General features: G+C 64.5%; 22 protein-coding genes. 9 read left to right on the forward strand and 13 right to left on the reverse strand.

The genetic code is table 11. The features are described from left to right. Window positions 1-52 precede the first annotated feature (52 nt). Window positions 53-1312: an MFS transporter gene (locus tag NKG59_RS19940; RefSeq protein ID WP_253540278.1), complete on the reverse strand. Its 1260-nt coding sequence runs from the start codon at window positions 1310-1312 to the stop codon at window positions 53-55. An 89-nt stretch (window positions 1313-1401) separates the two neighbouring features. Between NKG59_RS19940 and NKG59_RS19945 the strand changes: the two genes are divergently transcribed. From NKG59_RS19945 to NKG59_RS19955, 3 genes are all read left to right on the forward strand, one after another. Next, complete coding sequence (locus NKG59_RS19945; RefSeq protein ID WP_253540280.1) at window positions 1402-2364, forward strand: GlxA family transcriptional regulator; 963 nt, start codon at window positions 1402-1404, stop codon at window positions 2362-2364. 64 nt (window positions 2365-2428) lie between these two features. Beyond that, window positions 2429-3094, forward strand: coding sequence for a glutathione S-transferase (locus tag NKG59_RS19950; protein WP_253540283.1), 666 nt, complete (start codon window positions 2429-2431; stop codon window positions 3092-3094). Between the two features lie 40 nt (window positions 3095-3134). Then, a complete protein-coding gene (locus NKG59_RS19955) occupies window positions 3135-3995 on the forward strand; it encodes a class I SAM-dependent methyltransferase (RefSeq protein WP_253540286.1) in 861 nt (286 codons plus the stop codon). A gap of 12 nt (window positions 3996-4007) precedes the next feature. Here the strand turns inward: NKG59_RS19955 and NKG59_RS19960 are convergent, their stop codons facing one another. The 5 genes from NKG59_RS19960 to NKG59_RS19980 all read right to left on the reverse strand — a co-directional run bounded on the left by NKG59_RS19960 (window position 4008) and on the right by NKG59_RS19980 (window position 8497). Beyond that, window positions 4008-4340, reverse strand: coding sequence for a hypothetical protein (locus NKG59_RS19960; protein ID WP_024977499.1), 333 nt, complete (start codon window positions 4338-4340; stop codon window positions 4008-4010). A 119-nt stretch (window positions 4341-4459) separates the two neighbouring features. After that, window positions 4460-4825, reverse strand: a complete 366-nt coding sequence (locus NKG59_RS19965; protein ID WP_024977498.1) for a response regulator — start codon at window positions 4823-4825, stop codon at window positions 4460-4462. A gap of 29 nt (window positions 4826-4854) precedes the next feature. Continuing rightward, a complete protein-coding gene (locus NKG59_RS19970; protein ID WP_253540289.1) occupies window positions 4855-5388 on the reverse strand; it encodes a hypothetical protein in 534 nt (177 codons plus the stop codon). Window positions 5389-5399: 11 nt separating this feature from the next. Then, window positions 5400-6116, reverse strand: coding sequence for a methyl-accepting chemotaxis protein (locus tag NKG59_RS19975; RefSeq protein ID WP_253540292.1), 717 nt, complete (start codon window positions 6114-6116; stop codon window positions 5400-5402). Further along, window positions 6116-8497, reverse strand: a complete 2382-nt coding sequence (locus tag NKG59_RS19980; RefSeq protein WP_253540295.1) for a HAMP domain-containing protein — start codon at window positions 8495-8497, stop codon at window positions 6116-6118. The genes NKG59_RS19975 and NKG59_RS19980 overlap by 1 nt, the downstream gene beginning before the upstream one ends. A gap of 462 nt (window positions 8498-8959) precedes the next feature. On the opposite strand from NKG59_RS19980, the gene NKG59_RS19985 reads away from it, so the two are divergent. The 3 genes from NKG59_RS19985 (at window position 8960) to NKG59_RS19995 (ending at window position 14844) form a co-directional block, all read left to right on the forward strand. Continuing rightward, window positions 8960-9355, forward strand: coding sequence for a DUF1801 domain-containing protein (locus NKG59_RS19985; protein ID WP_253540298.1), 396 nt, complete (start codon window positions 8960-8962; stop codon window positions 9353-9355). A gap of 77 nt (window positions 9356-9432) precedes the next feature. Further along, complete coding sequence (locus NKG59_RS19990; protein ID WP_024977493.1) at window positions 9433-9765, forward strand: DUF2322 family protein; 333 nt, start codon at window positions 9433-9435, stop codon at window positions 9763-9765. A 156-nt stretch (window positions 9766-9921) separates the two neighbouring features. After that, window positions 9922-14844, forward strand: a complete 4923-nt coding sequence (locus tag NKG59_RS19995) for an NAD-glutamate dehydrogenase (protein WP_253540301.1) — start codon at window positions 9922-9924, stop codon at window positions 14842-14844. Window positions 14845-14852: 8 nt separating this feature from the next. Here NKG59_RS19995 and NKG59_RS20000 read toward each other — a convergent pair whose 3' ends face one another. Continuing rightward, complete coding sequence (locus NKG59_RS20000; protein ID WP_253540304.1) at window positions 14853-16103, reverse strand: phosphatidylserine decarboxylase family protein; 1251 nt, start codon at window positions 16101-16103, stop codon at window positions 14853-14855. 101 nt (window positions 16104-16204) lie between these two features. Between NKG59_RS20000 and NKG59_RS20005 the strand changes: the two genes are divergently transcribed. Genes NKG59_RS20005 through NKG59_RS20015 form a run of 3 tightly spaced genes read left to right on the forward strand, consistent with a single transcriptional unit; the run spans window position 16205 to window position 17513 of the window. Next, window positions 16205-16837: a UdgX family uracil-DNA binding protein gene (locus NKG59_RS20005; RefSeq protein ID WP_253540307.1), complete on the forward strand. Its 633-nt coding sequence runs from the start codon at window positions 16205-16207 to the stop codon at window positions 16835-16837. A 57-nt stretch (window positions 16838-16894) separates the two neighbouring features. Next, window positions 16895-17329: a hypothetical protein gene (locus tag NKG59_RS20010; RefSeq protein WP_253540310.1), complete on the forward strand. Its 435-nt coding sequence runs from the start codon at window positions 16895-16897 to the stop codon at window positions 17327-17329. After that, window positions 17319-17513 (forward strand): hypothetical protein, encoded by a 195-nt coding sequence (locus tag NKG59_RS20015; RefSeq protein WP_253540313.1) that lies wholly within the window; start codon window positions 17319-17321, stop codon window positions 17511-17513. The genes NKG59_RS20010 and NKG59_RS20015 overlap by 11 nt, the downstream gene beginning before the upstream one ends. Window positions 17514-17645: 132 nt before the next feature. Here the strand turns inward: NKG59_RS20015 and NKG59_RS20020 are convergent, their stop codons facing one another. The 6 genes from NKG59_RS20020 to pgaA all read right to left on the reverse strand — a co-directional run bounded on the left by NKG59_RS20020 (window position 17646) and on the right by pgaA (window position 25735). Further along, entirely contained in the window at window positions 17646-17906 is a 261-nt protein-coding gene (locus NKG59_RS20020; RefSeq protein WP_253540316.1) for a hypothetical protein, read from the reverse strand. 237 nt (window positions 17907-18143) lie between these two features. Then, a complete protein-coding gene (locus NKG59_RS20025; protein WP_082076146.1) occupies window positions 18144-18374 on the reverse strand; it encodes a hypothetical protein in 231 nt (76 codons plus the stop codon). A 381-nt stretch (window positions 18375-18755) separates the two neighbouring features. Further along, complete coding sequence (locus NKG59_RS20030) at window positions 18756-19772, reverse strand: PgaD family protein (RefSeq protein ID WP_253540319.1); 1017 nt, start codon at window positions 19770-19772, stop codon at window positions 18756-18758. Then, on the reverse strand, window positions 19769-21052 hold the full coding sequence (gene pgaC, locus NKG59_RS20035) for a poly-beta-1,6-N-acetyl-D-glucosamine synthase (RefSeq protein ID WP_045205782.1): 1284 nt from the start codon (window positions 21050-21052) through the stop codon (window positions 19769-19771). The genes NKG59_RS20030 and pgaC overlap by 4 nt, the downstream gene beginning before the upstream one ends. 1 nt (window position 21053) lies before the next feature. Then, complete coding sequence (gene pgaB, locus NKG59_RS20040; protein ID WP_420804042.1) at window positions 21054-23219, reverse strand: poly-beta-1,6-N-acetyl-D-glucosamine N-deacetylase PgaB; 2166 nt, start codon at window positions 23217-23219, stop codon at window positions 21054-21056. Window positions 23220-23269: 50 nt separating this feature from the next. Then, window positions 23270-25735 (reverse strand): poly-beta-1,6 N-acetyl-D-glucosamine export porin PgaA, encoded by a 2466-nt coding sequence (pgaA, locus tag NKG59_RS20045; protein ID WP_253540330.1) that lies wholly within the window; start codon window positions 25733-25735, stop codon window positions 23270-23272. Window positions 25736-25751 lie beyond the last annotated feature (16 nt).

A 25751-nucleotide genomic window follows, 5' to 3' on the forward strand; every position in this document is an offset into this window, starting at 1 on the left:
CGCCCTGCGGGTCACTATAGGAAGAAACGAGGGGGATTGGCGTGGCGCGCGCCTACCGACGGTCCGCCGGCAGCACACGCCAAGCAATCAGCGCGCTGCCCGCCGTCACCAGCCACACCACGGGCCATGACGACCACGCCAGCACCTGCGGCAGGCACAGCGATGTGAGCCCGAGCGCCGCAAACGCGCCCGTGTTGCCCAGACCCAGCGCCGTGCCAGCACGCTGCGCACCGGCCAAGGTGGCCAGTTCGGTATAGCCCACGCCATGCCACGCCGATACGCAGATGCCGCCCGCCACCACGGCTGCCACCAGCGCAACGCGCATGACCGACAGATCAATCGACAGCGCCGACGTCATCCACGCCACGCCGGCCAGCAACGCGAACAGCACGACGCTCAACCGCGCGCAGGTAAGCAGATAGGCGCGGCGATTGCCGTGACGGTCGGTCCAGCGGCCGCTCCACACGCGCATGACGGCCGCCCCGCCCTGCACCGCTGCCATGGTCAGGCTGAGCGTGAGCACATTGGCGTGCGCAAAGTCGCGCAGGAACACCGTGGCAAAAGCGACGACCGCGCCTTGCGGTACGCACAGCAGCCCAATGGCCAAGGCCATGCGCAACAGCGTCGGATCGCGCAGCGGCCCCGTGCCGCCAGGCGCCGCAGTGTGTGCTGCCACATTCACCGTATCCGGCGCGTCATGCACCCACAGCCACGTCAGCGCCGCAGTCAACGCACACGCCAGCGCCAGCACGCCATACACGGCGGCAAACCCGGCGTGCGCGGCCAGGCTCGGCAGCACCAGCGCGCCAATGCCGCCGCCCAGCGGTACGGCGGTCTGGCGGATGCTCATGGCAAGCCCCCGCTCGCCTTCGCGAAACCAGCCCATGACGGCACGCCCGCTTGATCCGTTCACGCTGCCACCCAAGAGGCCGACGCTCAGCATGCCGCCCACCAGCCACGCCAGCGGCGGCACGTGGCCATGCAGCGGTGCCACGCAACATGCCATCACGAACAGCGCCAGCGCGGTTAGCCCAAGCCCGGCCAGCAGCACAGTGCGGTCGCCCCAGCGGTCGGTCAGCAAGCCCCACGGCAACTCGCTGATGGCAATGCCCAGCCCCAGCGCGCCCAGCGCCACGCCCAGTTCGGCATTGCCCAGGTGATACGCCGAGCGAATAAACACGGCAGTCGTCGGGATGCCCGAAAACGCCGCCGAAAAACTCGCATTGGCCGCCACCCCCACGCCCAGCACCTTCCAGCGGTGATGGCGCGACATGGGCGTCGAAGTGGCCGGTAAGCACATCGCGGTTGTCATGATCGTTTCTCCAGAAATGCGTTTGACAGCAGCAGTCTGGCGGAGCAACATCAGGCCTAAATGACGTTAATCCCTCATTTCAAGACATCATGCGCAGAATCGGCTTTTTGGTGTTTCCGGGCTGCAGCCTGCTCGATTTCACTGGCCCGCTGACGGCCTTTGACGTGGCGAACCGGCTCGCGCCGCAGCCGGCATATCGCATCGACGTGCTGTCCGAAAGCGGCACGCTGGTGCAGAGCGCGCCCGGCCTCGTCATGCAGACGCGGGGCCTGGACGATCCGGTCTTCGATACGTTGATCATCTCGGGCGGCAACGGCCCGCGCGAAGACGCGTTCTCGCCCCGGCTGATCACCTTCGTGCGGGAAGCGGCGGAGCATTCACGGCGCATGACGAGCGTGTGCTCCGGCGCCTTTGCGCTGGCGGCGGCGGGCCTGCTCGATGGCCGCCGCGCAACCACGCATTGGCGTATGGCGGCACTGTTGCAGCGGCGCTATCCGCGCGTGCAGGTGCAGAGCGATCACATCTTCATCCACGACGGGCCGGTCTGGACGTCGGCCGGCATCTCGTCGGGCATCGACTTGGCGCTGGCGCTCATTGAGGAAGACCTGGGCGTCGACGTATCGCGCGCCGTGGCCCGCGAGCTGGTGGTCTACCACCGGCGGCCCGGCGGGCAATCGCAGTTCTCGACCTTGCTGGAGCTGGACCCGGCATCGAGCCGTATTGCACGTGCGCTGGGCTATGCGCGCGAACACCTGCATGAAGCGCTGGACGTCGACCGCCTGGCCGAAGTCGCCCACCTGAGCCGCCGGCAGTTCGACCGCGCCTTTGTGGCCGAGACCGGCCAGACGCCGGCCAAGGCCATCGAAAAGCTCCGTGCAGAAATCGCCCGGCCGCGCGTGGAAGCCGGTGATGAATCGCTGGAACAGGTCGCGCGCGCCGTGGGCTTTGCCGATCCGGAACGCATGCGGCGCGCGTTCATCCGCGTGTTCGGGCAGCCGCCGCAATCGGTGCGGCGCTCCGGGCGGTCAGGGCACACACGGCTGGTGGCCTAACACGCCGCGCCAATGCATCCGCTACCCTGGCGCACCTGAAATCCGTAGCCTCGAATTCGCACCGATGTCCGACAATCAAGACCTGCCCCTGCTCTACAGCTATCGCCGCTGCCCCTACGCCATGCGTGCGCGCCTGGCGATGCTGCAGGCCAATCGACGCTTCCAGACGTTTGAGATCGTCATGCGCGACAAGCCTGCCGAACTGCTGGCGCTGTCTCCCAAGGGCACCGTTCCTGTCTTGCATCTGACAGACGGCGGCGTGCTGGAAGAGAGCCTCGACATCATGCGCTGGGCCTTCGAGGCAAACGACACGGATGGCTGGTGGCGCCGGGCGCAATCCGACGACAACCTCGCCCTGCTGCGCACCAACGACGGCGAGTTCAAACGCCAGCTCGATCGCTACAAATATCCCGACCGCTATCCGCTGGAGGCCAAGCCGCGCGAGACGGCCCGTGCCCTGGCAACAGAAACCCTGCTGATACCGCTGGAATCACGCTTGCTGGATCAACGCTATCTTGGCGGCTCGACGCCGTGCGCGACCGATCTGGCGATCTTCCCGTTCGTGCGGCAGTTTGCAGCGGTGGAGCCGGACTGGTTTGCCGTTCAGCCTTTGCCGGCAGTGCAAGCGTGGCTTGGCGAGTGGCTCGGCAGTCGCCTGTTCGAGGTCTGCATGACGAAGCAGCCCGTGCAGGCCGTTGCCGTGTTTCCGGAGTATCAGCATCCCAATTGATCAACTGATCGACTGATCCATCGATGGAGGCGTGTGTGCAATGAATGAACCACAAACTGCATCCCACGACAGCACAGCAGCGCGCGTCGCGTTGTGGCGCGCCTTGCATGTGCACAGCGATGCACCGCCGCACGTGCTGGAAGACGAGGTGGGCTTGAAGTTGCTGGCCCCGGAACCCGGCTGGCAACAACGCGGCGACATGGATCCGCAGTTCACGCGTCCGTTTCGCGCGTCCATCGTGGCGCGCGCACGCTTTATCGAAGACCTCGTCATCGAGCAAGCAGGCCGCGGCTTGAGCCAGTACGTGATTCTCGGGGCGGGGCTGGACAGCTTTGCGCAGCGCCGGCCCGATGTGGCGGCAGGCATGACGATATTTGAGGTCGATCAGCCGGGCCCGCAGGCCTGGAAACGTCAGCGCCTGGAAGAACTCGGCTTTGGCGTTCCACAGTGGCTGCGCTTCGTGCCGGTGGATTTTGAGGCGCGCGAATCCTGGCAGGATGCGCTGGTCGCGGCCGGATTTGATGCGAGCAGGCCGGCCATTGTGGTGTCCACGGGCGTGAGCATGTATCTGTCGAAGGAAGCCAACGCGGCCACGCTGCGGCAGGTGGCGTCGCTTGCGACGGGCTCGATGCTGGCGATGACGTTCCTGCTGCCGCTGGAGATGGCGGACCCGGACGTCCGGCCCGGCCTTGAGATGGCGGAGAAAGGTGCACGCGCGAGCGGCACGCCGTTCATCAGCTTCTTCACGCCGCCCGAAATACTCGCACTGGCCCGCGAAAGCGGCTTTCGCGATGCCCAGCACATTTCAGCAGACATGTTGACGGGGCGCTATTTCTCCGGCCGCGCCGATGGGCTGCGCCCGCCGCGCAATGCCGAAGAGCTGCTGGTGGCGACGGTCTAGCCGCGCACGCGTCTACCGCTCGCGCAGCGGCCCGGGCAGTGCCTTCAGGCCAATCCACAGCACACCGATGACCACGTTGACTGGCACGCTCAACGCGCTGGGCACGTAGAACAGTACCGACAGGCCCGGCGTGTTGAGCCCCAGTTCCAACACGCCGCCCAGTGCGTAGAAAAGCAACCCGCACCAGAGCCAGCGACGCATGTAAGCGAGCAACCAGTGCGCGTGCGCCTGGTTGAAACGCCACGCGGCAGACCGTTCGAACAGGTTGCCGCGGCTGGCATCTTTGAACAGCCAGCCGAAGAAGAAGTAGCGGTACAGCAGCGTGCGAAAGGCGAGCTCTTGCATGATGGCTCCCTCGGCCAAACCAGCCTTCAAGCGAGCAAGTTTGGCTCCAAAATCGCGCGGGCGCCATGCCCTGCAGCGTCGGGTTGATCATGAAGCACCCGGCCGTGCCGCCCCGCCTTTCAGCTCGCCAGCTTCTTGAAGGTCTCCAGCACTGCGTCGCCCTTGAACGGCTTGACGATCCAGCCCTTTACCCCGGCGGCCTTGCCGCGGTCTTTCATGGCAGGGCTGCTTTCGGTGGTGAGCATGATGACGTTGACCGTCTTGTTGCCCAGCTCGCCTCGCACCTTTTCAACCATGGTCAGGCCGTCCATGTTGGGCATGTTCACATCGCTGATGACGAGTCTGACGCCGGGGTTGGCCTTGATCTTGGCCAGGCCGTCCTTGCCGTCCACGGCGGTGTCCACCGCCAGACCGTGCTTCTTCAGAAAGCCGGCCACCTCATCGCGGACGGTGCTCGAATCGTCGACAACCAGAATCTTGCTCATGACGCTTTCCTCGTTCTCAATCTTTCCAATCAAAACAATTCCAACTCACCGCCGGATTCCACTTCGTCGCTCACATCGGCCACGAAGTCCAGCGGGGCATGGGCACACACGCACACGGTGGCATCCACGCGCACCGTGTCGTTGATGGTGACTGCGTAGGCGGCCACGTAACCGGGCTTGAGCACGTCCAGATACGGCAGGCAGCGTGCGCTCACCACATAAGGCGTGGACATGCCAAGGTCGGGAAACACCTGCAGCAGTTCCTGGTTCAGCGCGCCGCAGCACAGGTTGCCGATTTCCAGGCGCGCTTCTTCAAAAGAACGCCCCGTACCTTCACCAGTGAAATAGGCGCGCGCGGCGTCGGAGTCATCAAAGCGCAGCACCAGCAGCAGGCGGAAGGCGATGGACGAGATGGTGAGGATCAAGGCCTCCTCACCGCTCACGGTGTCGCCTTCGGCTGCGGTGCCGATATGGCACAGGTCTTCCGCCTGCCGCGCAAGCCGCGTACGTACGGCCTTGCGGAAGATGCGATCGAAACTGTCTTGTGCGTTGCTGCGGATCACGTCGGGCCTGCCTAGTGAAGCTGGTGTTGAAACTGGCTGGCCAGCGCCTCGACGCTCGACAGCGACGCTGTGATCATCTTGCCGCCCGCCTGGATGTCCTGGAACGTGGCGGTTGTCGTCAGATCGTTCAGGTGCAGGCTGTTGCGGTAGCTCTTCGACAGTTCTTCCGAACGCGCAGCCAACGCGCGCACTTCGCTGGCCACCACGGCAAAACCCCGGCCCGCCGTGCCCGCACGCGCCGCCTCGATGGATGCATTGAGCGAGACGATCACGACATGCCGCACGATGGATTGCAGCTCCTGGTTCTTCGCGTGCATATCGTGGTTCTGCTCCATGAGCGAGATCATCTGCTCATGCCAGCGCTCGAACGTCAGCGCCAGGCCGCGCAGGCGCGCCGCTTCTTCGGCAATCTTCGCGGCGCGGCTCGCCCACTGTTCCTTCGCTGCCGTGGCCGACTGCAGTTCGGTACGCAGTTGCTCGATGACTTCCAGCTGATCGGCAGCGGCATCACGCATCTGGGCAACGGTGGTTTCCAGCGCGACAACTTCGCGCCCGCCCGTCTCCACCAGCGCGGCGTGCCTCGCAAGATCAGCCGACAGATCGGCGACACGGCGATCGGCCTCGCCCAAGGTGCGCGCCATCGCATTCACTTTCCGTTGCCCGATCAGCCACACCAGCACACCAGCCACGGAGCCGCCGGTGATGACGGCCAGAACAATCGCCCCCATCACGATGCTTCCTTATCCAGATCCATGCGCACTGCCTGTTGCGCGCCGAGCGCAGCGTTCACGCTGTCGACCGCAAGCCGTTCAGGCAGACACACCACCGTCTGGAACTGGCGAAACGCGGCACCCTTGTTGTCATCGGTAAAGCGCAGTTCGATGCTGCCATGTTCACGCTTGAGGAACTCCAGCACGGCGTCCATGCCGACCCCGCGTCCGGACACTTCTGTCACCTTGTCGGCGGTCGAGAAGCCGGGGCGGAAGATGCACTGCGCGATGTCTTCGTCGCTGGCGTGTTGGTCTGCGCCGATCCAGCCGCGCTCAATGGCGATGCTGCGGATGCGGTCGAGCGCAAGACCTCGGCCGTCGTCGCACAGCGTGATCTGGAGCATGCCCTGGTCAACGCCCACGTCGATGTCGATCGTGCCGGCAGACGGCTTGCCGTGCGCCAGGCGTTCGGCGGCGGGTTCGATGCCGTGGTCGATGGAGTTGCGCAGCAGGTGCATGAACACGTTCTGCAGGATGCCGCGCGCCTCGCTGCGCACGCGGTAGCCGTTGTCGTCGATGCGCACGGCCACAGGCTCCTTGCCCAGTTCCTGCGCCAGCGACGGCAGCGATTGCAGCGCGCCGGACAACAGCGCGTCCACCGTCTCGCTGCCCAGGAGGCGCAGCTGCTCATAAATGGAATCGCGCATCGCAACCAGTTCGTGCAGGTTGCCTGGGTTGGCAGACTCCAGCAGGCGCAGGCTTTCCTGAATGCGTGCCATCACATCGGGGGCCTGCATGGTATTGCCCGGTGCCGTATCGCCCTTGCGGCCCAGCTTGACCTCATTGATGCGGGCGTAGTTCTCGATGGCCTCGCGCACGCGCGTCAGCTCTTCCATCAGCCAGTCCTGATCCCACGTGTGTTCGGTGTCAGGTTCGCGCAGCGCGTGGTAGGTCTGCTCGGTCTCGTGCACCACGTTGGTCAGATGCTGCAGGTTGTACGTGCGCGCATTACCCTTGATGGTGTGCATGTTGCGGAACAGCGCCGCAATGGCCGCGCTGTCCGCCTGCGAATACTGACGGATGATCCGCTCGTTCTCGTGCACAAAGGTCGTGGAGCTGTCGATGAAGTGCTGGAACTTCTCCTGGCTCACCGCCAGGATCTCGCCAATCATCTCCAGGTTGCGGCGCTGCTCGCTGGCCTCGGCGGCCAGCTTGCGCAGTTCGGTCACGTCGCGCACGCACAGCATCAGGCGCAGGATCGTGTCGCTCTCGTCGGTAATGGCCGACCACGACAAATCGAGGGTCTTCACGCGTCCGTCCGGCATGCGCTTTTCCACCTCGCTCGCAAGCAGATGCTGGTTGAACGCGAAGTTGATGATGTCCTGCCCAAGGCAGGCATCGACCGCCGCTTCCACCTGCGACAGCGCATCGGCGCCAAGGCTGGTATCGGCAAAGATCAGCTCCATCAACTTGCGGCCGGCAATCTCCTGCGTCTCGAAAATTGATTCAAGGTAGATCGAATATTCCTCGTGCACCACGCCGCCATCGACCACGGTCAGGATGCCCTGCTGCATGTTCTGCAGCATCGCCTGGATGTCTGCCGTCTTCTGTTTGAGCAGCGCAGCGTTCTCCTGGATCTTCTCGATCATCTGGTTGAACGCGACGACCGAGTGGCCGATCTCGTCCATGCGGCCCACCGGCACACGGCGCGTGAAATCCTGGCTGGTGGCGATCTCGCTCATCTCGGCCTGCATGCGCGTGAGCGGTCGGGTGATCTGACGATACAGCAGCATGCCGACGGCGGTCAGCAGCACGATGGCCACGCTGCTCACCACGCCAATGGTGGTGGCCGTGCTCGCTAGCTTGCCGTTCAGGCCAGCGATGGCCTCGTCTTTCTCACGGTTTTTCTCGATGCGCAGCGTCTCGACAATCTTTTCCAGCACGTCTCGGTAGCTGGCCACGTTGGCAAACAGGAAGGCCTGTGCCAGTTCATCCTTGCCCGCGAGCTTCATGTCGGTGGTCTGCTGGATGGCCTCGACGTAGCTGTCGACGCTTTCCTTGGCCTGTGCAACCAGGCCTTCCTGCGCGTGGCTGTTGGCGCGCTTGGCCTGCACGTCCAACGCCGCCCGCAGCGCCGCTTCCTTGGCTTTCAAGTCCTCCCTGGCCTGCGCGACGATGTTGCCGTCCGGCGCATACACCAGCGCCATCGTCGCAAGCTGGACATCCTTGACGAGCGATACGAGGTCAGCCGACGCCAGCGCGCTCGGCACCACGCCCTCCGTCACCTGGCGGACTTCTGCCGCGCTGCCGCGGGTCTGGTAGACCGCGTATCCGCCGATGGCCGCCAGCGCGGCAAACATCAGCACCACCAGCAATGTAATGCGATGACGAATGGTCATTTGAAATTCTCTCGATTCAGTCACCCCCTGAAAGAAGGGGTGCTTCAATATGTTTTCCTGAACACCGGAGGCGCAATTATTGAAGTCGAAAGATGACCAATCGATGACCGTCGCATCAACCATCCCGGCATTGCGGCATTGAATTCCAGCAGTGCCGGCAGTGCGCCGCATACCCGCGCGGCACTTGGATTCCCGGCGAAATCGTTTGACATCCCCACTCTAGTAGGGGAATTGCACGAAAGCGCTAAAGTTATTTTTCTCACCGCCGTTAACTGAGCGCCGCCTTATTTTCTTTTTTATTTCGCGCATTATTTCTCGCGCTGATTCCATAAGCAGAAAAAAGGCATTTCTCAGTGTCCCGGCGCGCAGCCTGATGGCGTATCTCGCCCACCGTTGCCAAGTGGCTACCGGCCCATGTTCCTGCCAGAATGGTTTGCTTGGGCCCACCACGGAGGCAGACACATGAAGAAGAGCACGCAGGACACCGCCGCACCCGCATCCGAACTGATCGACGCACGCATTGCAGAGCTGGACGACTGGCGCGGCGAGATGCTCGCCCGCCTGCGCGCCGTCATCCGCGCGGCCGACCCCGACGTTGTAGAGGAATGGAAATGGAGCGTGCCCGTGTGGTCGCACCATGGCCTGATCTGCACCGGCGAGGCCTACAAGCAGACGGTGAAGATGACGTTTGCCAAGGGCGCCTCCGTGCCTGACCCTTCCGGCCTGTTCAATTCCAGCCTGGACGGCAACACCCGCCGCGCCATCGATTTCCGTGAGGGCGACAAGGTGAACGAGAAAGCGTTGAAGGCGCTCATCCAGGCAGCCATTGCGGTGAACAAGGCCGGCGCCAAGCGTTGAACAACGCGCAAGCTCGCGCGGGTCGGGCCAGAGCCGTTAACATACGGCCCGCCTGATCAACCAACGGAGCTACCGCAGTGATTCAACCGACCAGTGTATTCAAGGACAACCTCGCCCAGCTGCCCGCCATTGACGGCATCGAACGCATCGATCTGGTCGACGGCCAGGGCGCCGTGGTGGCTGATATCGAAAACAAGCCCGGCAAGCAAGGTTCGGTGGCGGTGTATCACTACCTGCAGCAGACGTTCGGGCAGCTCGACGCCAAGGCCGCCGAGCACGGCCTGGCCGTGTTTGCCGAGCACACCATCGACGCACGCAACCGCCCCGGCGCCCACCCGAATGTGGACCGCCTGCTGGCCATCGCGGCGGGTGAGCCAGCACTGCGCATCAACGTCGTGAAGGCTGGATGACGCATCGGTGATGCACGCCGCAAGTAGCGAGTGAACCACCTGTTCTCTCGCTGCACTGCACACAGCGGCATCTGAAAAGCCGTGCGCGGCGCACGCTGATTGCCAGCCATGGGCACGCGGCGTAGCATGAGGCAGCCCTTCTTCGGGAGCCGCCTCATGCCTGACCAGCACGAAGACAAGGTCCGCCAGCATATGGCGGATGCAGTGGCCCTGGCGCGCGAACGTGCGCCCGATATTGCCGACCTGTTCGAGCCGTTCCTGCGGCACTACTACGGCCTGGCAGACCCCGAAGACGTGATCTCGCGCAGCGTTGCCGACCTCTACGGCGCGGCGATGGCGCACTGGCAACTGGGTCAGAAATTCGTGTCGGGGCAACCGCGCGTTCGGGTCTACAACCCGAGCCTCGAACAGCATGGCTGGTACTGCGGTCACACGGTCGTTGAAATCGTCAACGACGACATGCCGTTCCTGTTCGACTCCGTGACCATGGAGATCAACCGGCAAGGGCTAGCCCTGCATTCCGCCTTCCACCCCGTCTACCGCGTACAGCGCGATCGCGCAGGTATGCGCGTGGCGGTCTCAGCCGGCGGCGGCGTACAGCGCCCGGCGGCCCTTGCGGGCGACATGCCCGACACACCCGCCGATGCGGACAGGGAAACCCACGGCGTTGCCCGCTTCGAATCAACCATCCACATCGAAGTCGATCGGTTCTCCGAGCCGGAACGCCTGCAGACATTGCACGACGGCCTGATGCGAGTGCTGGGCGACGTGCGTGCCACGGTGGAAGACTGGAAGCCCATGCAAACGGCCGCCCAGGCCGCCATCGATGCGCTGGCCGTACGCGCCGCGCAGCCCTCCACCGGTGACGTGGAACGTGCCGAGATCGCAGAGACGCAGGCCTTTCTCACCTGGATGCTTGAGCGGCATTTCACCTTCCTTGGCTATCGTGATTACGAACTGATCACGCAAGACGATGGCCATTACCTGCGCGGCATACCGGGCACCGGCCTGGGCGTGCTGCGGGAAGCGCTGCGCGACACCTCCACGCCGGACACGACGCGCCTGGCACCGGGCGCGGCCAGGTTCATCGACGCGCCCGAGCCCATCTTCCTCACCAAGGCCAATTCGCGGGCAACCGTGCACCGCCCCGGGTATCTCGACTACGTCGGCATCAAGCTGTTTGACGCCGAAGGCCGCGTCTGTGGGCAGCGGCGTTTCCTCGGGATGTACACGTCGAACGTCTACATGGTGCCGGCCGAAGACATTCCGCTGGTGCGCCGCAAGGTGGCCGACGTGATCCGGCGTACGGGCTTCCTTCCCGACGGGCATCTGGCCAAGACGCTGGTCACCATCCTGGAGCAATACCCGCGCGACGAGCTGTTCCAGATGGATGCCGAAGCGCTGCACGACATCGCACTCGGCATCCTGCGGCTGCAAGAGCGCCAGCGCACGCGCCTGTTCGTGCGCCGTGATCCGTTTGACCGTTTCGTGTCGTGCCTCGTGTTCGTGCCGCGCGAGAAATTCAACACCGACCTGCGCGTGCGCATCCAGAGCCTGCTGCAGGCGGCGTATCACGGCACCGCCGTGGAGTTCACGCCGCAATTGTCGGAATCAATGCTCGCGCGCATCCATATCACCGTGCGCACACAGCCGGGCAACGTGCCCGAAGTGGACGTTGCCGAACTCGAAGACCGCATCGTTCAGGCCGCCCGGCGCTGGCAGGACGACCTGGCCGACGCCCTGCTCGAACGCGGCGGCGAAGAGCGCGGCAACCGCCTGCTGCGCCGCTATGCGGGCGCGTTTCCAGCGGGTTTTCGCGAGGACTACGCCGCGCGCCTTGCCGTGCGCGACATCGAACTGATGGAGCCGCTGCTCGGCGCCAATGCGGCGGACAAGGTGCTGACCATGCAGCTTTACCGGCCGCTCGAAGCGCCGCCCGGTGCGCTGCGTTTCAAGATCTACCGCGCCGGCCAGCCGACATCGCTGTCGCACAGCCTGCCGATGCTTGAACACCTGGGCGTGCGCGTCAACGAAGAGCGCCCCTACTGCATCGAACCCGCCGATACCGCCCCCATCTGGATGCACGACTTCGGCATGGAGACCATCGACGGCAGTGAAGTCGATCTGGACGAAGCCCGCGCGCGCTTTGAAGACGCCTTCGCGCGCATCTGGTGCGGCGATCTGGAAAACGACGATCTCAACCGCCTCGTGCTGCAGGCTGGCCTGACTTGGCGCGAGGTGCGCATCCTGCGTGCGTATGCGCGCTACATCCGCCAGATCGGTTCGACCTTCAGCAATACGTATATGGAAAGCGCGCTGAACGGCAATCCGTCGATTGCGCGGGCGCTGGTGCGGCTGTTCCTGGTGCGATTCGACCCCGCCCTTTCCGAGACCGAGCGTTCGCGCGCGAGCGAAACGCTGCGCAAGCAGATCGACGAGGCGCTCGAAGACGTGCCCAACCTGGATGAAGACCGCATCCTGCGGCAGTTCCTGGGCGTGGTGGAAGCCACGCTACGCACGAACTATTTCCAGAGCCTGCCGGACGCCGGGCAGGGTCAGCCCAAGCCCTATCTGTCGTTCAAGTTCGACCCGGCGCGCGTGCCCGGCCTGCCCGAGCCCAAGCCGATGTTCGAAATATGGGTGTATTCGCCGCGCGTGGAAGGTGTGCACCTGCGCGGAGGCAAGGTTGCGCGGGGGGGCTTGCGCTGGTCTGACCGGCGCGAGGATTTCCGTACCGAGGTACTGGGCTTGGTCAAGGCACAGATGGTCAAGAACACGGTCATCGTGCCGGTGGGCTCCAAGGGCGGCTTTGTCGTCAAGCAACCGCCGCCGGCCAGCGACCGCGATGCGTATCTCGCCGAAGGCGTAGCGTGCTACCAGACCTTCCTGCGCGGGTTGCTCGACCTGACCGACAACTACGTCGACGGCCGCGTCGTGCCGCCGCGCGATGTCGTGCGCTATGACGAAGACGATCCCTACCTTGTCGTTGCCGCCGACAAGGGCACGGCCACGTTCTCCGACTACGCCAACGCCATCTCGGCCGAATACGGCTTCTGGCTCGGTGACGCCTTCGCTTCCGGCGGCTCGGTGGGCTACGACCACAAGAAGATGGCCATCACCGCGCGTGGCGCATGGGAATCGGTCAAGCGGCATTTCAGCGAGATGGGCGTCGATACGCAGACGCAGGACTTCACCGTCATGGGCGTGGGCGACATGTCGGGCGATGTGTTCGGCAACGGCATGCTGCTCTCGCGCCATATCCGCCTGCTCGCAGCATTCGACCATCGGCACATCTTTCTCGACCCGTCGCCCGATGCGGCCACGAGCTTTGCTGAGCGCGAGCGCCTGTTCAACCTGCCGCGTTCAAGCTGGGCCGATTACGACCGTTCGCTGATCAGCCCTGGCGGCGGCATATTCCCGCGCACGGTCAAGTCGATCGCGCTCACGCCGGAAGTGCGCGCCATGCTGGATGTGACGGCCACCGAAATGGCGCCGAACGACCTGCTGCACGCCATCCTCAAGGCGCCTGCTGATCTGCTCTACAACGGCGGCATCGGCACCTACATCAAGGCCAGCACCGAAACGCATGCCCAGGTGGGCGACCGGGCCAACGATGGCCTGCGCGTGAACGGCGCCGAGCTGCGCTGCAAGGTCGTGGCAGAAGGCGGCAACCTGGGCTGCACGCAGCTCGGCCGCATCGAGTACGCGCAGCGTGGCGGGCGCATCAACACCGATGCCATCGACAACTCCGCAGGTGTGGATTGCTCCGACCACGAGGTCAACATCAAGATCCTGCTGGGGCTGGTCGTGGCCGATGGCGAGATGACGCTCAAGCAGCGCAACACGCTGCTGGCCGAGATGACCGACGAGGTGGGCGAACTGGTGCTGCGCGACAACTACTTCCAGACGCAGGCGTTGTCACTTGCGCGCACGCGCACGGCGCTTTGGCTCGACCCCGAGGCGCGGCTGATGCGTTATCTGGAGCGTGGCGGGCGCCTGAACCGCGCGATCGAATTCCTGCCCGCCGATGAAGACATCGACGCCCGCCGGGCAAGCGGCGGCGGCCTCACCACGCCCGAGCGCGCCGTGCTGATGGCCTACAGCAAGATGTGGCTGTACGACGTGCTGCTGGGCAGCGATCTGCCCGACCAGCCTTTCGTGGCCGATGGCCTGCCAGACTATTTTCCGAAGCCGCTGCACACGCGTTGCGCTACGTCGATCCCCCGGCACACGCTGCGTCGCGAGATTCTGGCGACGATGCACGCCAACGCGCTCGTCAACCGAGCGGGTGTGACCTTCGTACACCGGATGGCCGAAGAAACCGGCGCAGAGCCGCTTGCCGTGGTGTGGGCAAGCCTCGTTGCACGCGCGGTCTACCGGCTCGACGCGCTCTGGCAACAGGTCGATGCCCTGGATGCCCAGGTGCCGCACGAAACGCAAACTGCCCTGTTCGCGGCGCTCGCACAGTTGCATGAGCGCGCGACGTTGTGGTTCCTGCGGCGACGCGTGGGGGATGTGCCGACCGCGGTCGAGCACTTCCGGTCTGCGGTTGATGCGCTCGCACCCGAGATTGACGCGCTGCAACCGGAGGAATCTGCGCAAGCCGCCGCACAGCAGCGGCAGGTCTTTACCGAAGCCGGTGTGCCGGAGGCACTGGCCCGCGTGGCAACTGGCGTGCCGGCGCGCGTGTCGTTGCTCGACATTGCGGAGGTCGCTACGGCAGGCGGCTGCGATGCGCGGCTCGCCGCACGCGTGTACTTTGCCCTCGACCAGCCACTGGGTTACGGGTGGCTGCAAGGCGGCATTCTCGGCCTACCGACACAAACGCATTGGCAGATGCTGGCGCGCGCGACGCTGCTCGAAGAACTGGGCCAATTGCGGCGTCGGCTCACGCAATCGGTGTTGCAAAATGCGGCCCCTGGCGCGAGCGCCGAAGCCCTCATCGACACATGGCGCGGCACGCGACAGGAAGCGCTGGCGCGCTACAACCGCGTGATTGCCGATCAGGTCGCTGCAGGCTCGGCCGATCTGGCGATGCTGTCGGTGGGCCTCAACGCACTGGCAGAGGTCGACGCTTGACAACGCCGCTATCTGGCACGCGCCAGTGCGGCGTTGACGCGCACTGGCGGCGTGTCGTGCGGGAACGGCGGCTGCACGACGAAGGCATCCACCACACCGGGCTGGAAGAACATGCAGTACGTCGATCCGCCGTACTGGAAGTAGCCGAGCTCCTCGCCCTTGCAAACATGCTGGCCCGGCGTCACGTCGACCATGCACGACGACACCTCCGCCATGCCGATGAACACGCAACCCACGGTGCCCACGGCCGGATCGTCGCAAGCAATGGTGATGACCGCGCGTGCGGCCACGGCCGCACTGTAGCCTTGTGAATCGTTCAGCCCTTCCGGGTCAGCGCCTTCCGATTCCACGCACGAGTAGTACGTGCCGTCTACGTGGAAGGTATCGACGATGGTGCCGGCGACGGGCGCATGCCAGCGGTGGTAGTTGTAGGCGCTCAGGAAGGCCTGGTAAACACTGCCGCCAGAAAACAGCTCGGCGAGGTGGGCCTTGCCCGGTCCGAAGATGTCGCGCAATGAATACGGCTGCGCCTTGATCCAGAACGCGTCTTCATAGCGCGCATCGTGGCTGATGTTGTAGGGGGCGGCCTCGCAAGCGCTGACGATCAACTTGTTGTCGTCCTCGCCCGCTACGGGTCGCATGCCGGCACGAAAGCGGCGCGTAAAGAAGTCATTCCAAGAGGTAAAGCCCCAGTACGGCTGCGACGGATCGCACAAAAACTGCTCCATGCCGATACGCCGTGTCGCTTCGGGGCTGAACCAGCCGTCGGGCTCGCGCGTGTTCAGATAGGCACGCGAATGCGGGCCGCTGAGGAAAGCGCTCCAGCCATTGAGCACCGCCTCGAGCGCATCGTTGAAGCGCCGGTCACGGAACAGCGCATAGCCGGATGGCATGCACATCGGCCAATCGAGCAGTGCATTGAGCGGACAGATCACCAGCGCCTTCTCGCTGAAGCGCGGCGCGCACGTAACGATGTGGTCAATGGCGAGCAGCAGTTCTGCGCTGTCCTTGTAGCCGAGTTCGTATCCGCGCTCCTTCGCTTCGTCGATGGCGCGTGCGAGGTGCATGCGCAATGCGGGCTCGCCATCGATCAGGTTGGCGAGCGCGCGCACAGCAGCCACTGAGGGCGTCTTTGACGGACGAGACAGCGCTTGCGCAACCAGTTCGATGCGGAACGCCGCAAGTTGCGCCTCGCCTTCCGGCAGCCAGTTGCCGAGCCGGCGCCGCCGGTCCAACGGAACATTCGATGCAGCTTCCAAAGTGGTCTCCTCGTCAATGCGGGAGACCAAGCAACGTGCGTTCCACATGGGCGCAGTGGCATTCGGGTTGCTTTGTCGTTGTTGTTCTCATCTGCCTGCCCATGAAGAAACCTCCTCCCGCTTCCCCGCCCGCCAGCGACGAGACCGACCCCGACCAACAGCCGGATTCGCTCGACGCGTGCCGCCGCTGCGATCTCTGGCGGCACGCCACGCAAGCCGTACCCGGCGAGGGCAAGCGGCGCGCTCGCATCATGCTTGTTGGCGAGCAGCCCGGTGACGGCGAAGACCTGGCCGGCAAGCCGTTTGTGGGTCCTGCGGGGAAGCTGCTCGACCGTGCACTGGAAGACGCCGGCATCCCGCGGGACGAGGTGTTCATTACCAACGCGGTGAAGCACTTCAAATGGGAACTGCGCGGCAAGCGTCGCCTGCACAAAACGCCGGGGCAGCGCGAGGTGCAAGCCTGCATGTACTGGCTGGAGCGCGAGCTACAGCAGGAAGCGCCGGCGGTAGTGGTGGCGTTGGGCGCGACCGCGTTGAAGGCGTTGCTCGACGATGCACATGCGCGCCTGCAAGAGCATTTCAACAAGCCGGTGCGCCATGAAGGCCGTACGGTGTTGGCGACATGGCACCCGTCATACGCACTGCGCGCCCCAGAGCCGGCGGCGCGTGAGAGCGCCTATCTCGACATCGTGACCGCACTCAAACATGCGCGGCGGCTTGCTGCCGGCAAGTAGCTGCACGGGCGCGCGAGTTGCGTCCGCGGAACCGACACTGACACTTCACCGGAGCCGATGATGATTTGCACCCAATATGCCGCACGCACGTTCTGCGCAGTGGCGGCAATGTTTGTTGCCCTGGGCAGCGGCACCGCATTCGCACAAGCAACAGGCGCACAGTCCGGCAGCAGCGATAACGCACCCGCAGCCCATGCAAACAGCACCACCGCGACGGGCACCACAAGCCGCACCGATCGCCCCACCGGGCGTGACGCGACGCGCAACCGCACTCGCACCGACAGCGCCAACCCTTCCGGCGAATACGTGCCGCGAACCGGTTCCACTTCGCATCAGGACAAAAACGGCAACGTGGTCAAGGACAAATCAACTGGCGGCAGCCCGCAGGGTCGCGAGCGTCCGCCCGCGACCCCGCCGAACAATTCCGGCAACTCACCCTTGAAGCAACACGACCCGACTCGTGCGCATTCAGGAGCACCCCATGAACAATGAAAATCCCATCCCCGGCACGCCTCCTGCGCCCGTCGCGCCCGGCGACGAAGCGGCGCCCGGGGCACCCAGCAGCGGCGAGGCGGTCTGCCCGGTGTGCAACGGCACGGGTCAGCGCGACGATGGCAGCCCCTGCCCCATGTGCGAGGGCAGCGGCAAGATCATTCAGGGGATTGGTGGGGGCTGATGGTCCCCGCCTTCTGCGCTTGCCGCCGGGCGGGGACGTAACGGTCGGGCGACCGTATCCATCTGGATGACGCCCAATTCTCTGGTGTTGCCATATGCGCCCAGTCGGGCACTCAGGTCGGGGCACGCCCGATCAACGATGCTCCATCTCTTCGTGAACGTCGTGTGCATGCGCGCGTGCCTCGTGCTCGCGGTGCCTCAGGGCTTCGCGGTCACGCATGATGTCGCGGTGCTCAGCATGGAGTTCACGGTGCTCTTCGCGGCGCTCCATGTGCCGCTCATGCTCCATGCGCTCGGCACGTTCATGATCCCGGTCTTCCGGACGTGGCGGGGGCATGGGCTGCGCCAGGGCAGCAGTACCGGCAACGGCAAGCAGGGGGGGGTTGGTTTTCATGGGGTGGCTCCTCTTGAACTGTCATGAGTGCCTACCCACCGACGCTCGTGCGTCGAAATTTCAGGATAGGCCTCTGCAGTTCAGCAAGAAGCCCGCCCCTGGCTCCGCAGGCGAGCGCATCGGCGACGCCCGGGCCGTCAACATTGTGTTTCTGTTTGTATTGATCGCAGGCACGTCACTCGCCCCTGGACTCAGGTCCAGGCAACGACTGGCTGCATGCAATGAAGAAAGGTGCGCCTAGTGAGACACAGCCATCAAACGGCGGCCGCTGGTGCGGACGTGTCCGGAAGCCTTGAGCAGGATGTAGCCCTGGAGGGTTACCCGGGCATAGCTATGGTCGGGGCCACGGCGCTCCAGCGTAACGAGCTGTCGCTCGATGAGCGCTTCGACATCGGCGCGATCCAGATCGTCGGATTCAGCGCCGTCGTTGACGAGAAGAAGAACGGCAAATTCATGGGGACTCAGCACAGTTGTCTCCAGCTTGTCTATTGGTCACGGCATGCGACGCGTGACTGGGGTGGGCTTGGTTTTCACTGACACCATGAGCACTGCAAGAGCCGCCAAGAACACCGGGAGAGAGCAACTGGACTTGCAGGAGAAGCCAGCATAGGCACCCTCGCAGCGGCATTCAAGAGGGCAATTCCGTCATCCTTCCAGGTGGCGCTGCGGCCGCATGGGCGATGACGGTGCATCAACCGTTTGCCGTGCTGTATAGCGCACCGGCGGCAACGATTGCGCATCACCGAAAAGTCCGTCCTCCTCCGTTTGCGCTAAATCAATTGCCCAAAAGAACGCGCCCCGGTGACTCACATCACCGGGGCGCTGAGTGCTGCGTTGGGGCGGGCGACCTTACACGTCGTCGGCGACGATGTTGGCACGGCGGCCGAAGCCGTGCAGCGGGTCGATGCGTTCGACGCGTTGGAGTCGCGCATAAGGATCGTCCAGTTGTGCATGCGCACCAAATGCATGGAGCGCGCGATGGCGTTCTGTGGCTCGGTGCGCTGCGTGCACTGCAGCACGGCCGTGCACCACTGCGGTCACGCTGCCGTAATGGCGGGCCATGCCGGGCCGCATCGCGTACGTCTGCACAGGGGATTCGGGCGATTGCGGTTCGACCCAATCGTTGCGGCCCAGACGCCCGCGATAGCCAAAGCGATGGAAGCCCGAGGCCTCGGCCGTCACCGCATCCACGGCCTTCACCACGTCGCGCGGTTGTTGTGCAGGTGCATCAACGCGCGCCAGCGAAGGCTCTTCGCGATCGAGGTTCTCCAGCACGATCGCCTCGCTGACGAGGTGGGCGCCCAGTACCGGCTCTTCCGGGTCGTATTCCGGGCTGCGGGTGAAGGGTGTGGGCGGCGTGGAGGTGCCGACAGGTGCAGGACGGCCCGCCCACTCTTGCCAAGAGCGCACGTGGGTGATATCGCCGTCATCGTCGTGATCGACCACCAGCAGGCGCGTGTTGCGCGGACGCTGCCACGCGGGCTGCTCGGGCTGCTGCCCGTGCAACGCCCCGCGCGAGGCGCGAGCGGAGGCCCCGGCGGATGGAGCCGGCATTGCCGGCGCACGCACGAGCTTGCGGCGAATGGCACGGTCCAGCCGCGACAGGATCATCCACACCACGAGCACCCCGCCCATGCCGGCGATGATGTTGCCGTACATGCGCAGTTGCTCGAATGGCAGGCCGCTGGGGCCCACGCTGCTGATGGAATAGCCCACGTACAGGCCCAGCAGACCCCAGATCGAGATCACGAGCACCGGACGGAAGATGCGGAACCACAGCACATGGTGCAAGGTCCCGACGACACCCTTGTCCGAGAACGACTGTCGGATCGAGTTTCGCGAAACATCAATGACGAGCATGGTCATGGCGAATTCCCCTGTTGTTGTTGGATGCCCCGGTCGGGGCTCGTCCAGCGGGCACGGGCACGCGTACGCTGGAAGGCGACGGCTGGAAAGCCGACCACCGTGGTGACAAGGTTCAGGATCCAGAACGCAACCGGATACCAGACGGTGTCGATGAAGTAGCGCAGGATGTTGTCGTCGTAGCGGCGATCGATAAAGCAGCCGATCAGCAACTGCAGCACGCAGGTGATGAAGAGCAGCGTGCCGTGCCAGCGCGGGAAGGCTTCCATGCGCCATTCCGGCGGCAGGGTGATGAAGAAGCCGAGCACCGACCACGTAATGACGATCAGCATGTTGTACGCCCACACAACCGACAGTGCGTATTCGAAGAAGATCGGCCACATCATCGATTGCCGCAGGCTCACCATGGCCGGCGCGTACTTGATCAACGCCTGGATGCCGCCCTTGGCCCAGCGCAGGCGCTGCTTGTACAGGCCGCGGAACGTCTCGGGCATCAGGATCCACGACAGCGCACGCGGCTCGTAGCGGATCATCCAGCCGCCCACCTGCAGCTTCCAGCTGATGTCGATGTCTTCGGTGAGCATGTCATTGCTCCAGTAGCCGACATCCTCAATGGCGTGCTTGCGGAACATCACGACCACGCCCGACACCGTCAGCAGCCGGCCATAGACCTGCTGCGTGCGCTTGATGAGGCCCACGATCGACGAGAACTCGCCCACCTGCATGCGCCCCAGCAGAGTGGAGCGCGTGCGGATGCGCGGGTTGCCCGTCACTGCGCCAATGGTCGGGTTCTCCATCAGGTGGCGGATCATCCAGGCAATTGCATCCACGTCCAGGATCGAATCGCCATCAATGCACATCAGGTACTCGGCGTCGGTCACCTGCGCGGCGGTGGTGAGGCCAATTGCCTTGCCCTGGTTCGACGACTGGTGGATCACCACCAGCTGCGGGTATTCCGCAGCCAGTTCGTTCAGGCGGTCACCGGTGCGGTCAGAACTGCCGTCGTTCACGGCGATGATGTCGTAGTTCGGATACCGCATGCGTGCGAGGTGGCTGATCACCTCGCGCACATTGGCCTCTTCGTTGTAGCAAGGCACGATGATCGACACCTTGGGATAGCTCTTCACCCCCAGGAGTGCCAGCGGATGCCGTACGTTCTGCGTGCCGCGTTCGAGCAGGAAGTAGTGCAGCAGCCCGCCGATCATCCAGAAATACGACATGAAGAACGGGTAGTAGAAGACAAACCCGGAGATCCAGCGCTTGGCGGTGAGTGCGTCCACCATATCAGCCTCCCGCCTTGTTGGTGTGGGATGGCGCGGCCGCTTCCGTCGTCGCGGGCTTCTTGTCTGCCGCCGCATTCGGCGGCTGGCTCTGCGGCGCAGCGCTGCTGTCGAGCTTCTCAACGCTGGCCTTATTGCCACCGGGCGGCTTGCGGGTCTCGATGTACGTCTTGAGTGACATCACATCGCGCAGCACCTCGGTATCGGGCCGGCCGGCAATGAAGTCGTCCGGGTAATAGCCGTAGTTAAGGGCACCTGCCGAGCGCAGCGCGCGCATCTGATCACGCAGTTCGGTCGTGGGGATTGGCTTGTCCTGATTGCGCCAGTCCACCGCCTGCAGCTCGAAGATGGTCTTCTTCAGGCCATCCTTGTGCTTGGCCACGGCGGCGGTCAGCTTCTTCATCCAATCCTTCGGGTCCTTGGCTTCTTCCATGTACGGCATGGCTTCGAGCGCCACGTAGTCGTACGCCTCCAGGAAGTCGTCATAGTTCTGCGCCGTCCAGGCCTCGGCCTTCGGATCAAGCACCGGCCCCGAAAAGATGTTGCGCGCGGTCAGCATGTCGCGGCCGTTCTGATAGCCCTGCGCCACCGCAATCAGCTCTTTCGAGAACGAGATCAGCGCAGCGGTCTTGGCCTTCGACCACTTCTGCATCAGCTCCGGCGACTGGCGGATCTTGTTGATATCGCCGGGCAGGCCCATGGCCTCGTAAGCCTTGAGCGCGGCGGGGCTGGCATCTTCGTAGTCGTCGAGCACGCCGTCGTCGTGGAACAGCACGCCGTCGATGATCGAGTTCTTGGCCAGGTCCTCATAGATGTCGCGGATCATCTGGCGCGCCTGCGGATCGAACGGCGACAGGCGCGGCGGCTTGACCGTGCCCGGCTTTTGCGGCGCACCCGGCAGCGACTGCACCAGGTGCGTGGCCGCCGGATTGTTGGCCGGCAGCTTGTACGACAGCATCGGCAGCCAGGCGTATACCTCCACCTTTGCACGCGTCTTCAACTGCCACGACACGCGCGAGAACAGGTCCGCACGCATCGGCATGTGCCGGTTCGGGAAGTACACGGCGTCCACGGCGCCGTTGCCCTTCGGATCGGCGAAGGCCTGTAGGTAGACCACACGCGGCGCCAAGTCCTTGATGCGGTCGATCAGCTTGCCGAGGTTGGCTTCCTGCTGCTTCGGGTCTGGGTCGTAGATGTAATCCATGTCGACCTGCACCACGCGCTGCACGGGGTTGATCTCACCGTGGTGCGTCACAGGCTCACGCAGCGAGCGCTCCAGATCACCTGTGTCGGTGTCGTAGCCCATCAGGCTGCGGCGGATGGCGGTGAGCGGCACGTCCGGCGTGTTCGGGCCGGGCTCCAGCGTCAGCATGTACTTCAGGCCCACGTTGGCGGCTTCCTGGTCGAGCATCTGGTTGTGGGCACCATACGGCCACACCACCGTCTGCACCTTGGTGCCAGTGTTCTTCTGGATCAGGTCGATGCTGCGCTGCAGGTCCTCCCGCACGCGCTTGCGGTATTCGTCATCGGTCTCATACCGGCCCAGATTGCGCAGATATTCGTGCGTGGTCGCCGCCGGCATCTCGTTGCCTTGTGGATTGCCCAGCGCGCCGTGGTGCATGTCTGCCGTGTGCGTGGCGAACTCTGCCAGGCCCGAGGCCTGCATCTCGCGGATCTGGTTCCAGTTCATGAAGAAGTCACGCGGCACGATCTGCTTGTCCGACAGCTTGATCTTTGCTCCCGGGGGTGCGTTGGTCCACTCCGTCACCAGACCGAACACGGCGGGAAACCGGAACTGCTTGAGCAGCGGGAAGACCTTCGTGTAGTGGCTTTCATAGCCGTCATCGAACGTCAGCAGGATCGGGCGCTTGGGCAGCGGCTTGCCGCCATGGCGCGCTGCGTCGATCTGCGCGAGCGTGACGGGGTGGTAGCCGTTGGCCTGGATCCAGCTGAACATGTTCGTCAGCATCTTGGTATCGACGGCAAACCCATCGGGCAGCTTTTCGAAACTGGCACGCAGGTTGTCGCGGATGTCGTGAAAGCACAGCACGCGGAACGTCTTGCCGTCGTCCGGATCGGGCTTGGGCAGGAAGTCCACCTGAACGGCGGCGGCAGGTCGAACGGCAGCAAGGAAAGCCAACGTCAGGACGAGCGCCAGTCGCGGTGCCATCCAGGCGAAGAATCGTCGCAATGACGGTTGTCGGAGAGCTTGCATGGGCATCACAGCGGAATGTTGAGGTTCAGGTACAGGAACTTGCGGTTCTCAGGCTGGCCGTCGTAGCTATGGCGACCAAAGCCGATGCCGTAAGACACCTGCGTCTTGCGATTGATTTGCCACACGTGCTCCAGCCGCGCTTCGTACATCGGACTGCTGCCGAACGACTGCTGGTTGTACATGCCGCCTGTCAGGTACACGCGCTGCGTGAACGACTTGTCGGCGTAGCGCCAGGGCGTCCACGACCAGATGGCCGTGGCTTGGCCGCTGTAGTCGCGCGATGGGCTGAAGTAGTTCAGGCCCGTCATCGTGTTGCGGCTGGTATCGGCCCCGAACAACACGCCGATGGTGTGCCGCGGCGAGGTGAACACCTGCTGGTAAAAGTTCGCTGCCACGCGCTGGCGCAGGTTGTCGTCGGTGTAGCGCGACACGCCGTACGTGAGCGATGCGTAGCGCGTTTCGTCCCAGGTGTAGCGAACGTTGCTGCTGACGCTCTTGCCGGTCACGCCCACCTGGTACGCCTTGTAGGGCACTTCCAGGTCATCGTTGGTGACCATGCCCGACACCTTCCAGTGGTCGCTCGGGATCCACGTGGCATCCAGGGTGCCGCCGGTCTTGCCAGCCGCGCCGACGGATTGGTGCACCTCGCCGTTCACCTCGACGCCGGTGTCGAACCACTGCAGGCCCGCGCCGTTGCGCACGCGACTCTCCGATGCGCCGTCAAACTGCGCACGGCCCGCAAAGTTGTGGAAGAACAGCCGATAGTGGTCTGCAAACGGGCCGCTGTAGGCCTTGGTGTCGATACCGTACTCGTTGTTGGCGAACGCCGAATTGCCCTTGTCCGCCGTCGACTGGATGATGAGCTGCGGGCTCTGATAGACGTCCAGATCCTTGCGCAGCGCATGCACTGAGCCGTTCTCCGGAAAGCGTTCGTCCAGCCCGTTGGCGACGTTCTTGGCGGTCTTCAGATCGTCCACCGCCAGCGACGCGCGGCCATAGCCTGCTACCACGCTCAGGTCATCCGGGTGCTCGGCAAGCGCCGTCTTGTACATGTCGCGTGAGCGATACGGCTCGGTCTGCACCATCGCGCCGTCGGCACGTGCGCTGACGAGCGATGCGGCGAACGGCGCTTCGTGCCGCCACTTGTCCAGCTCGGCAATGCCCTGGTGCGTGCGGCCCGTCAGGATCAGGTACTGCGCCTCCAGACGCTTGATGCGCGAGTAATCGGGATTGGGCGTACCGGCTTCGGGCGCCAGTCGCACGTACTCCGGGTTGTCGGCCTTCATCTTGTCGAGCAGCGCGCGAGCCTCTTCAAAGCGGCCGGTGTCGAGCATGGCGTAGAACAGGCCTTCCTGAACGTCGCCGGTTTCGATCTCGCCGGGGCCCGCATCCTTGAGCGCGCGGGCGTAAGCATCGGCGGCCTTGTCGGGCGTATCGAGATACGCATAGGCATCCCCTGCGGCCACACGTGTGTAGGCCGGCACCTTGCCCGTCTGCGACATGGCTTCGTAGCGCTTGACGGCATCTTTCATCCGCCCGCGCGAAGCGAGCGCCACCACTTCGTCCGCCACGATCTGCTGGCGGAACTCTGCGTTTTCCGGCGTATCGGGCACCTTCTTGAGCAGCGCCTCGATTTCGGCCACAGCCTGATCGATGATGACGAAGCGCTCCGGCCCGTTGATGACCTTCAACTGCTGACGCCCCCAGCGGATGCGCTGCGCGGCGGCGGCATGGTCAACGTGCCACGATTCGCTTTCCTTGAACCAGTCCGGATGCTGGCGCAGGTTTTCTTGCGCGAGCGTGGCGGCGCCCTCGCGCGACTCCCGCATGACCTCGTCGTGAAACGCCTGGCGGTCGGTCGGCATCGCGCCTACGGGCGCGTTGTCGGGCGCATTGCCGGCGGCGTGGGTGGCCGCTGCATTGGCCGCTTCCGGCGACACCTGCAGCGGTTCGAGCGCGCCGGGCCCTTGAGCGCTCGGGCCTGAAGGCATGGCCGGGGCCTGTGCAGCCGTATCCGGTGCAGGAGCGCCCGGCGGCAGGATCACCGTGGGCGACGGTGATGCGGGCCGCGGTGCGGGCGGCGCCGCCTCAACAGCAGGTATCGGCGACGTGGCGGCCGGCGCGGTTGCTGCGGGCGATGTCGTGACGGACGAATCTGCGGGCGGCACCGCCGGTTGCGCAACGAGCAGCGTGTTGGCCGGAGACGCCGGCACGTCGTCACCGCCGGCGATGACGGTCGTGGATGCAAACGTGGCCGGGCCCTTGGCGGCGGCGGCGGTCAGTTGCGAATCGATCAAGCGGCGCGTGGCCGCGTTGGAAGCATCGTCGGTCGCGGCGTGCGCGATCATCGGCACCGTGCCGACCACCACAACGGTGGCGGCGGCAATAGCGCAGCGGCGGGGATGCCATGCCGCGGCCGCGCTGGTGCGCTCGGCCGGCAGGCTCCAGGAGAGTGGCTCGTGGGTTGTCATTGTTGTCATGTCCAGT

The organism is Ralstonia chuxiongensis (assembly GCF_024158925.1).
Lineage (GTDB): Bacteria > Pseudomonadota > Gammaproteobacteria > Burkholderiales > Burkholderiaceae > Ralstonia > Ralstonia chuxiongensis.

What these genes read in the sequence shown, in the direction of transcription:
- NKG59_RS19960 (WP_024977499.1), bottom strand. Translation starts at nt 4,340, where the DNA reads ATGCAAGAGCTCGCCTTTCGCACGCTGCTGTACCGCTACTTCTTCTTC.
- NKG59_RS20005 (WP_253540307.1), top strand. Translation starts at nt 16,205, where the DNA reads ATGAAGAAACCTCCTCCCGCTTCCCCGCCCGCCAGCGACGAGACCGAC.
- NKG59_RS19965 (WP_024977498.1), bottom strand. Translation starts at nt 4,825, where the DNA reads ATGAGCAAGATTCTGGTTGTCGACGATTCGAGCACCGTCCGCGATGAG.
- NKG59_RS19955 (WP_253540286.1), top strand. Translation starts at nt 3,135, where the DNA reads ATGAATGAACCACAAACTGCATCCCACGACAGCACAGCAGCGCGCGTC.
- NKG59_RS19980 (WP_253540295.1), bottom strand. Translation starts at nt 8,497, where the DNA reads ATGACCATTCGTCATCGCATTACATTGCTGGTGGTGCTGATGTTTGCC.
- NKG59_RS20030 (WP_253540319.1), bottom strand. Translation starts at nt 19,772, where the DNA reads ATGACCATGCTCGTCATTGATGTTTCGCGAAACTCGATCCGACAGTCG.
- NKG59_RS20010 (WP_253540310.1), top strand. Translation starts at nt 16,895, where the DNA reads ATGATGATTTGCACCCAATATGCCGCACGCACGTTCTGCGCAGTGGCG.
- NKG59_RS19950 (WP_253540283.1), top strand. Translation starts at nt 2,429, where the DNA reads ATGTCCGACAATCAAGACCTGCCCCTGCTCTACAGCTATCGCCGCTGC.
- NKG59_RS19975 (WP_253540292.1), bottom strand. Translation starts at nt 6,116, where the DNA reads ATGGGGGCGATTGTTCTGGCCGTCATCACCGGCGGCTCCGTGGCTGGT.
- NKG59_RS20015 (WP_253540313.1), top strand. Translation starts at nt 17,319, where the DNA reads ATGAACAATGAAAATCCCATCCCCGGCACGCCTCCTGCGCCCGTCGCG.
- NKG59_RS20020 (WP_253540316.1), bottom strand. Translation starts at nt 17,906, where the DNA reads ATGAAAACCAACCCCCCCCTGCTTGCCGTTGCCGGTACTGCTGCCCTG.
- NKG59_RS19995 (WP_253540301.1), top strand. Translation starts at nt 9,922, where the DNA reads ATGCCTGACCAGCACGAAGACAAGGTCCGCCAGCATATGGCGGATGCA.
- NKG59_RS19945 (WP_253540280.1), top strand. Translation starts at nt 1,402, where the DNA reads ATGCGCAGAATCGGCTTTTTGGTGTTTCCGGGCTGCAGCCTGCTCGAT.
- pgaA (WP_253540330.1), bottom strand. Translation starts at nt 25,735, where the DNA reads ATGACAACCCACGAGCCACTCTCCTGGAGCCTGCCGGCCGAGCGCACC.
- NKG59_RS19940 (WP_253540278.1), bottom strand. Translation starts at nt 1,312, where the DNA reads ATGACAACCGCGATGTGCTTACCGGCCACTTCGACGCCCATGTCGCGC.
- pgaB (WP_420804042.1), bottom strand. Translation starts at nt 23,219, where the DNA reads ATGGCACCGCGACTGGCGCTCGTCCTGACGTTGGCTTTCCTTGCTGCC.
- pgaC (WP_045205782.1), bottom strand. Translation starts at nt 21,052, where the DNA reads ATGGTGGACGCACTCACCGCCAAGCGCTGGATCTCCGGGTTTGTCTTC.
- NKG59_RS19985 (WP_253540298.1), top strand. Translation starts at nt 8,960, where the DNA reads ATGAAGAAGAGCACGCAGGACACCGCCGCACCCGCATCCGAACTGATC.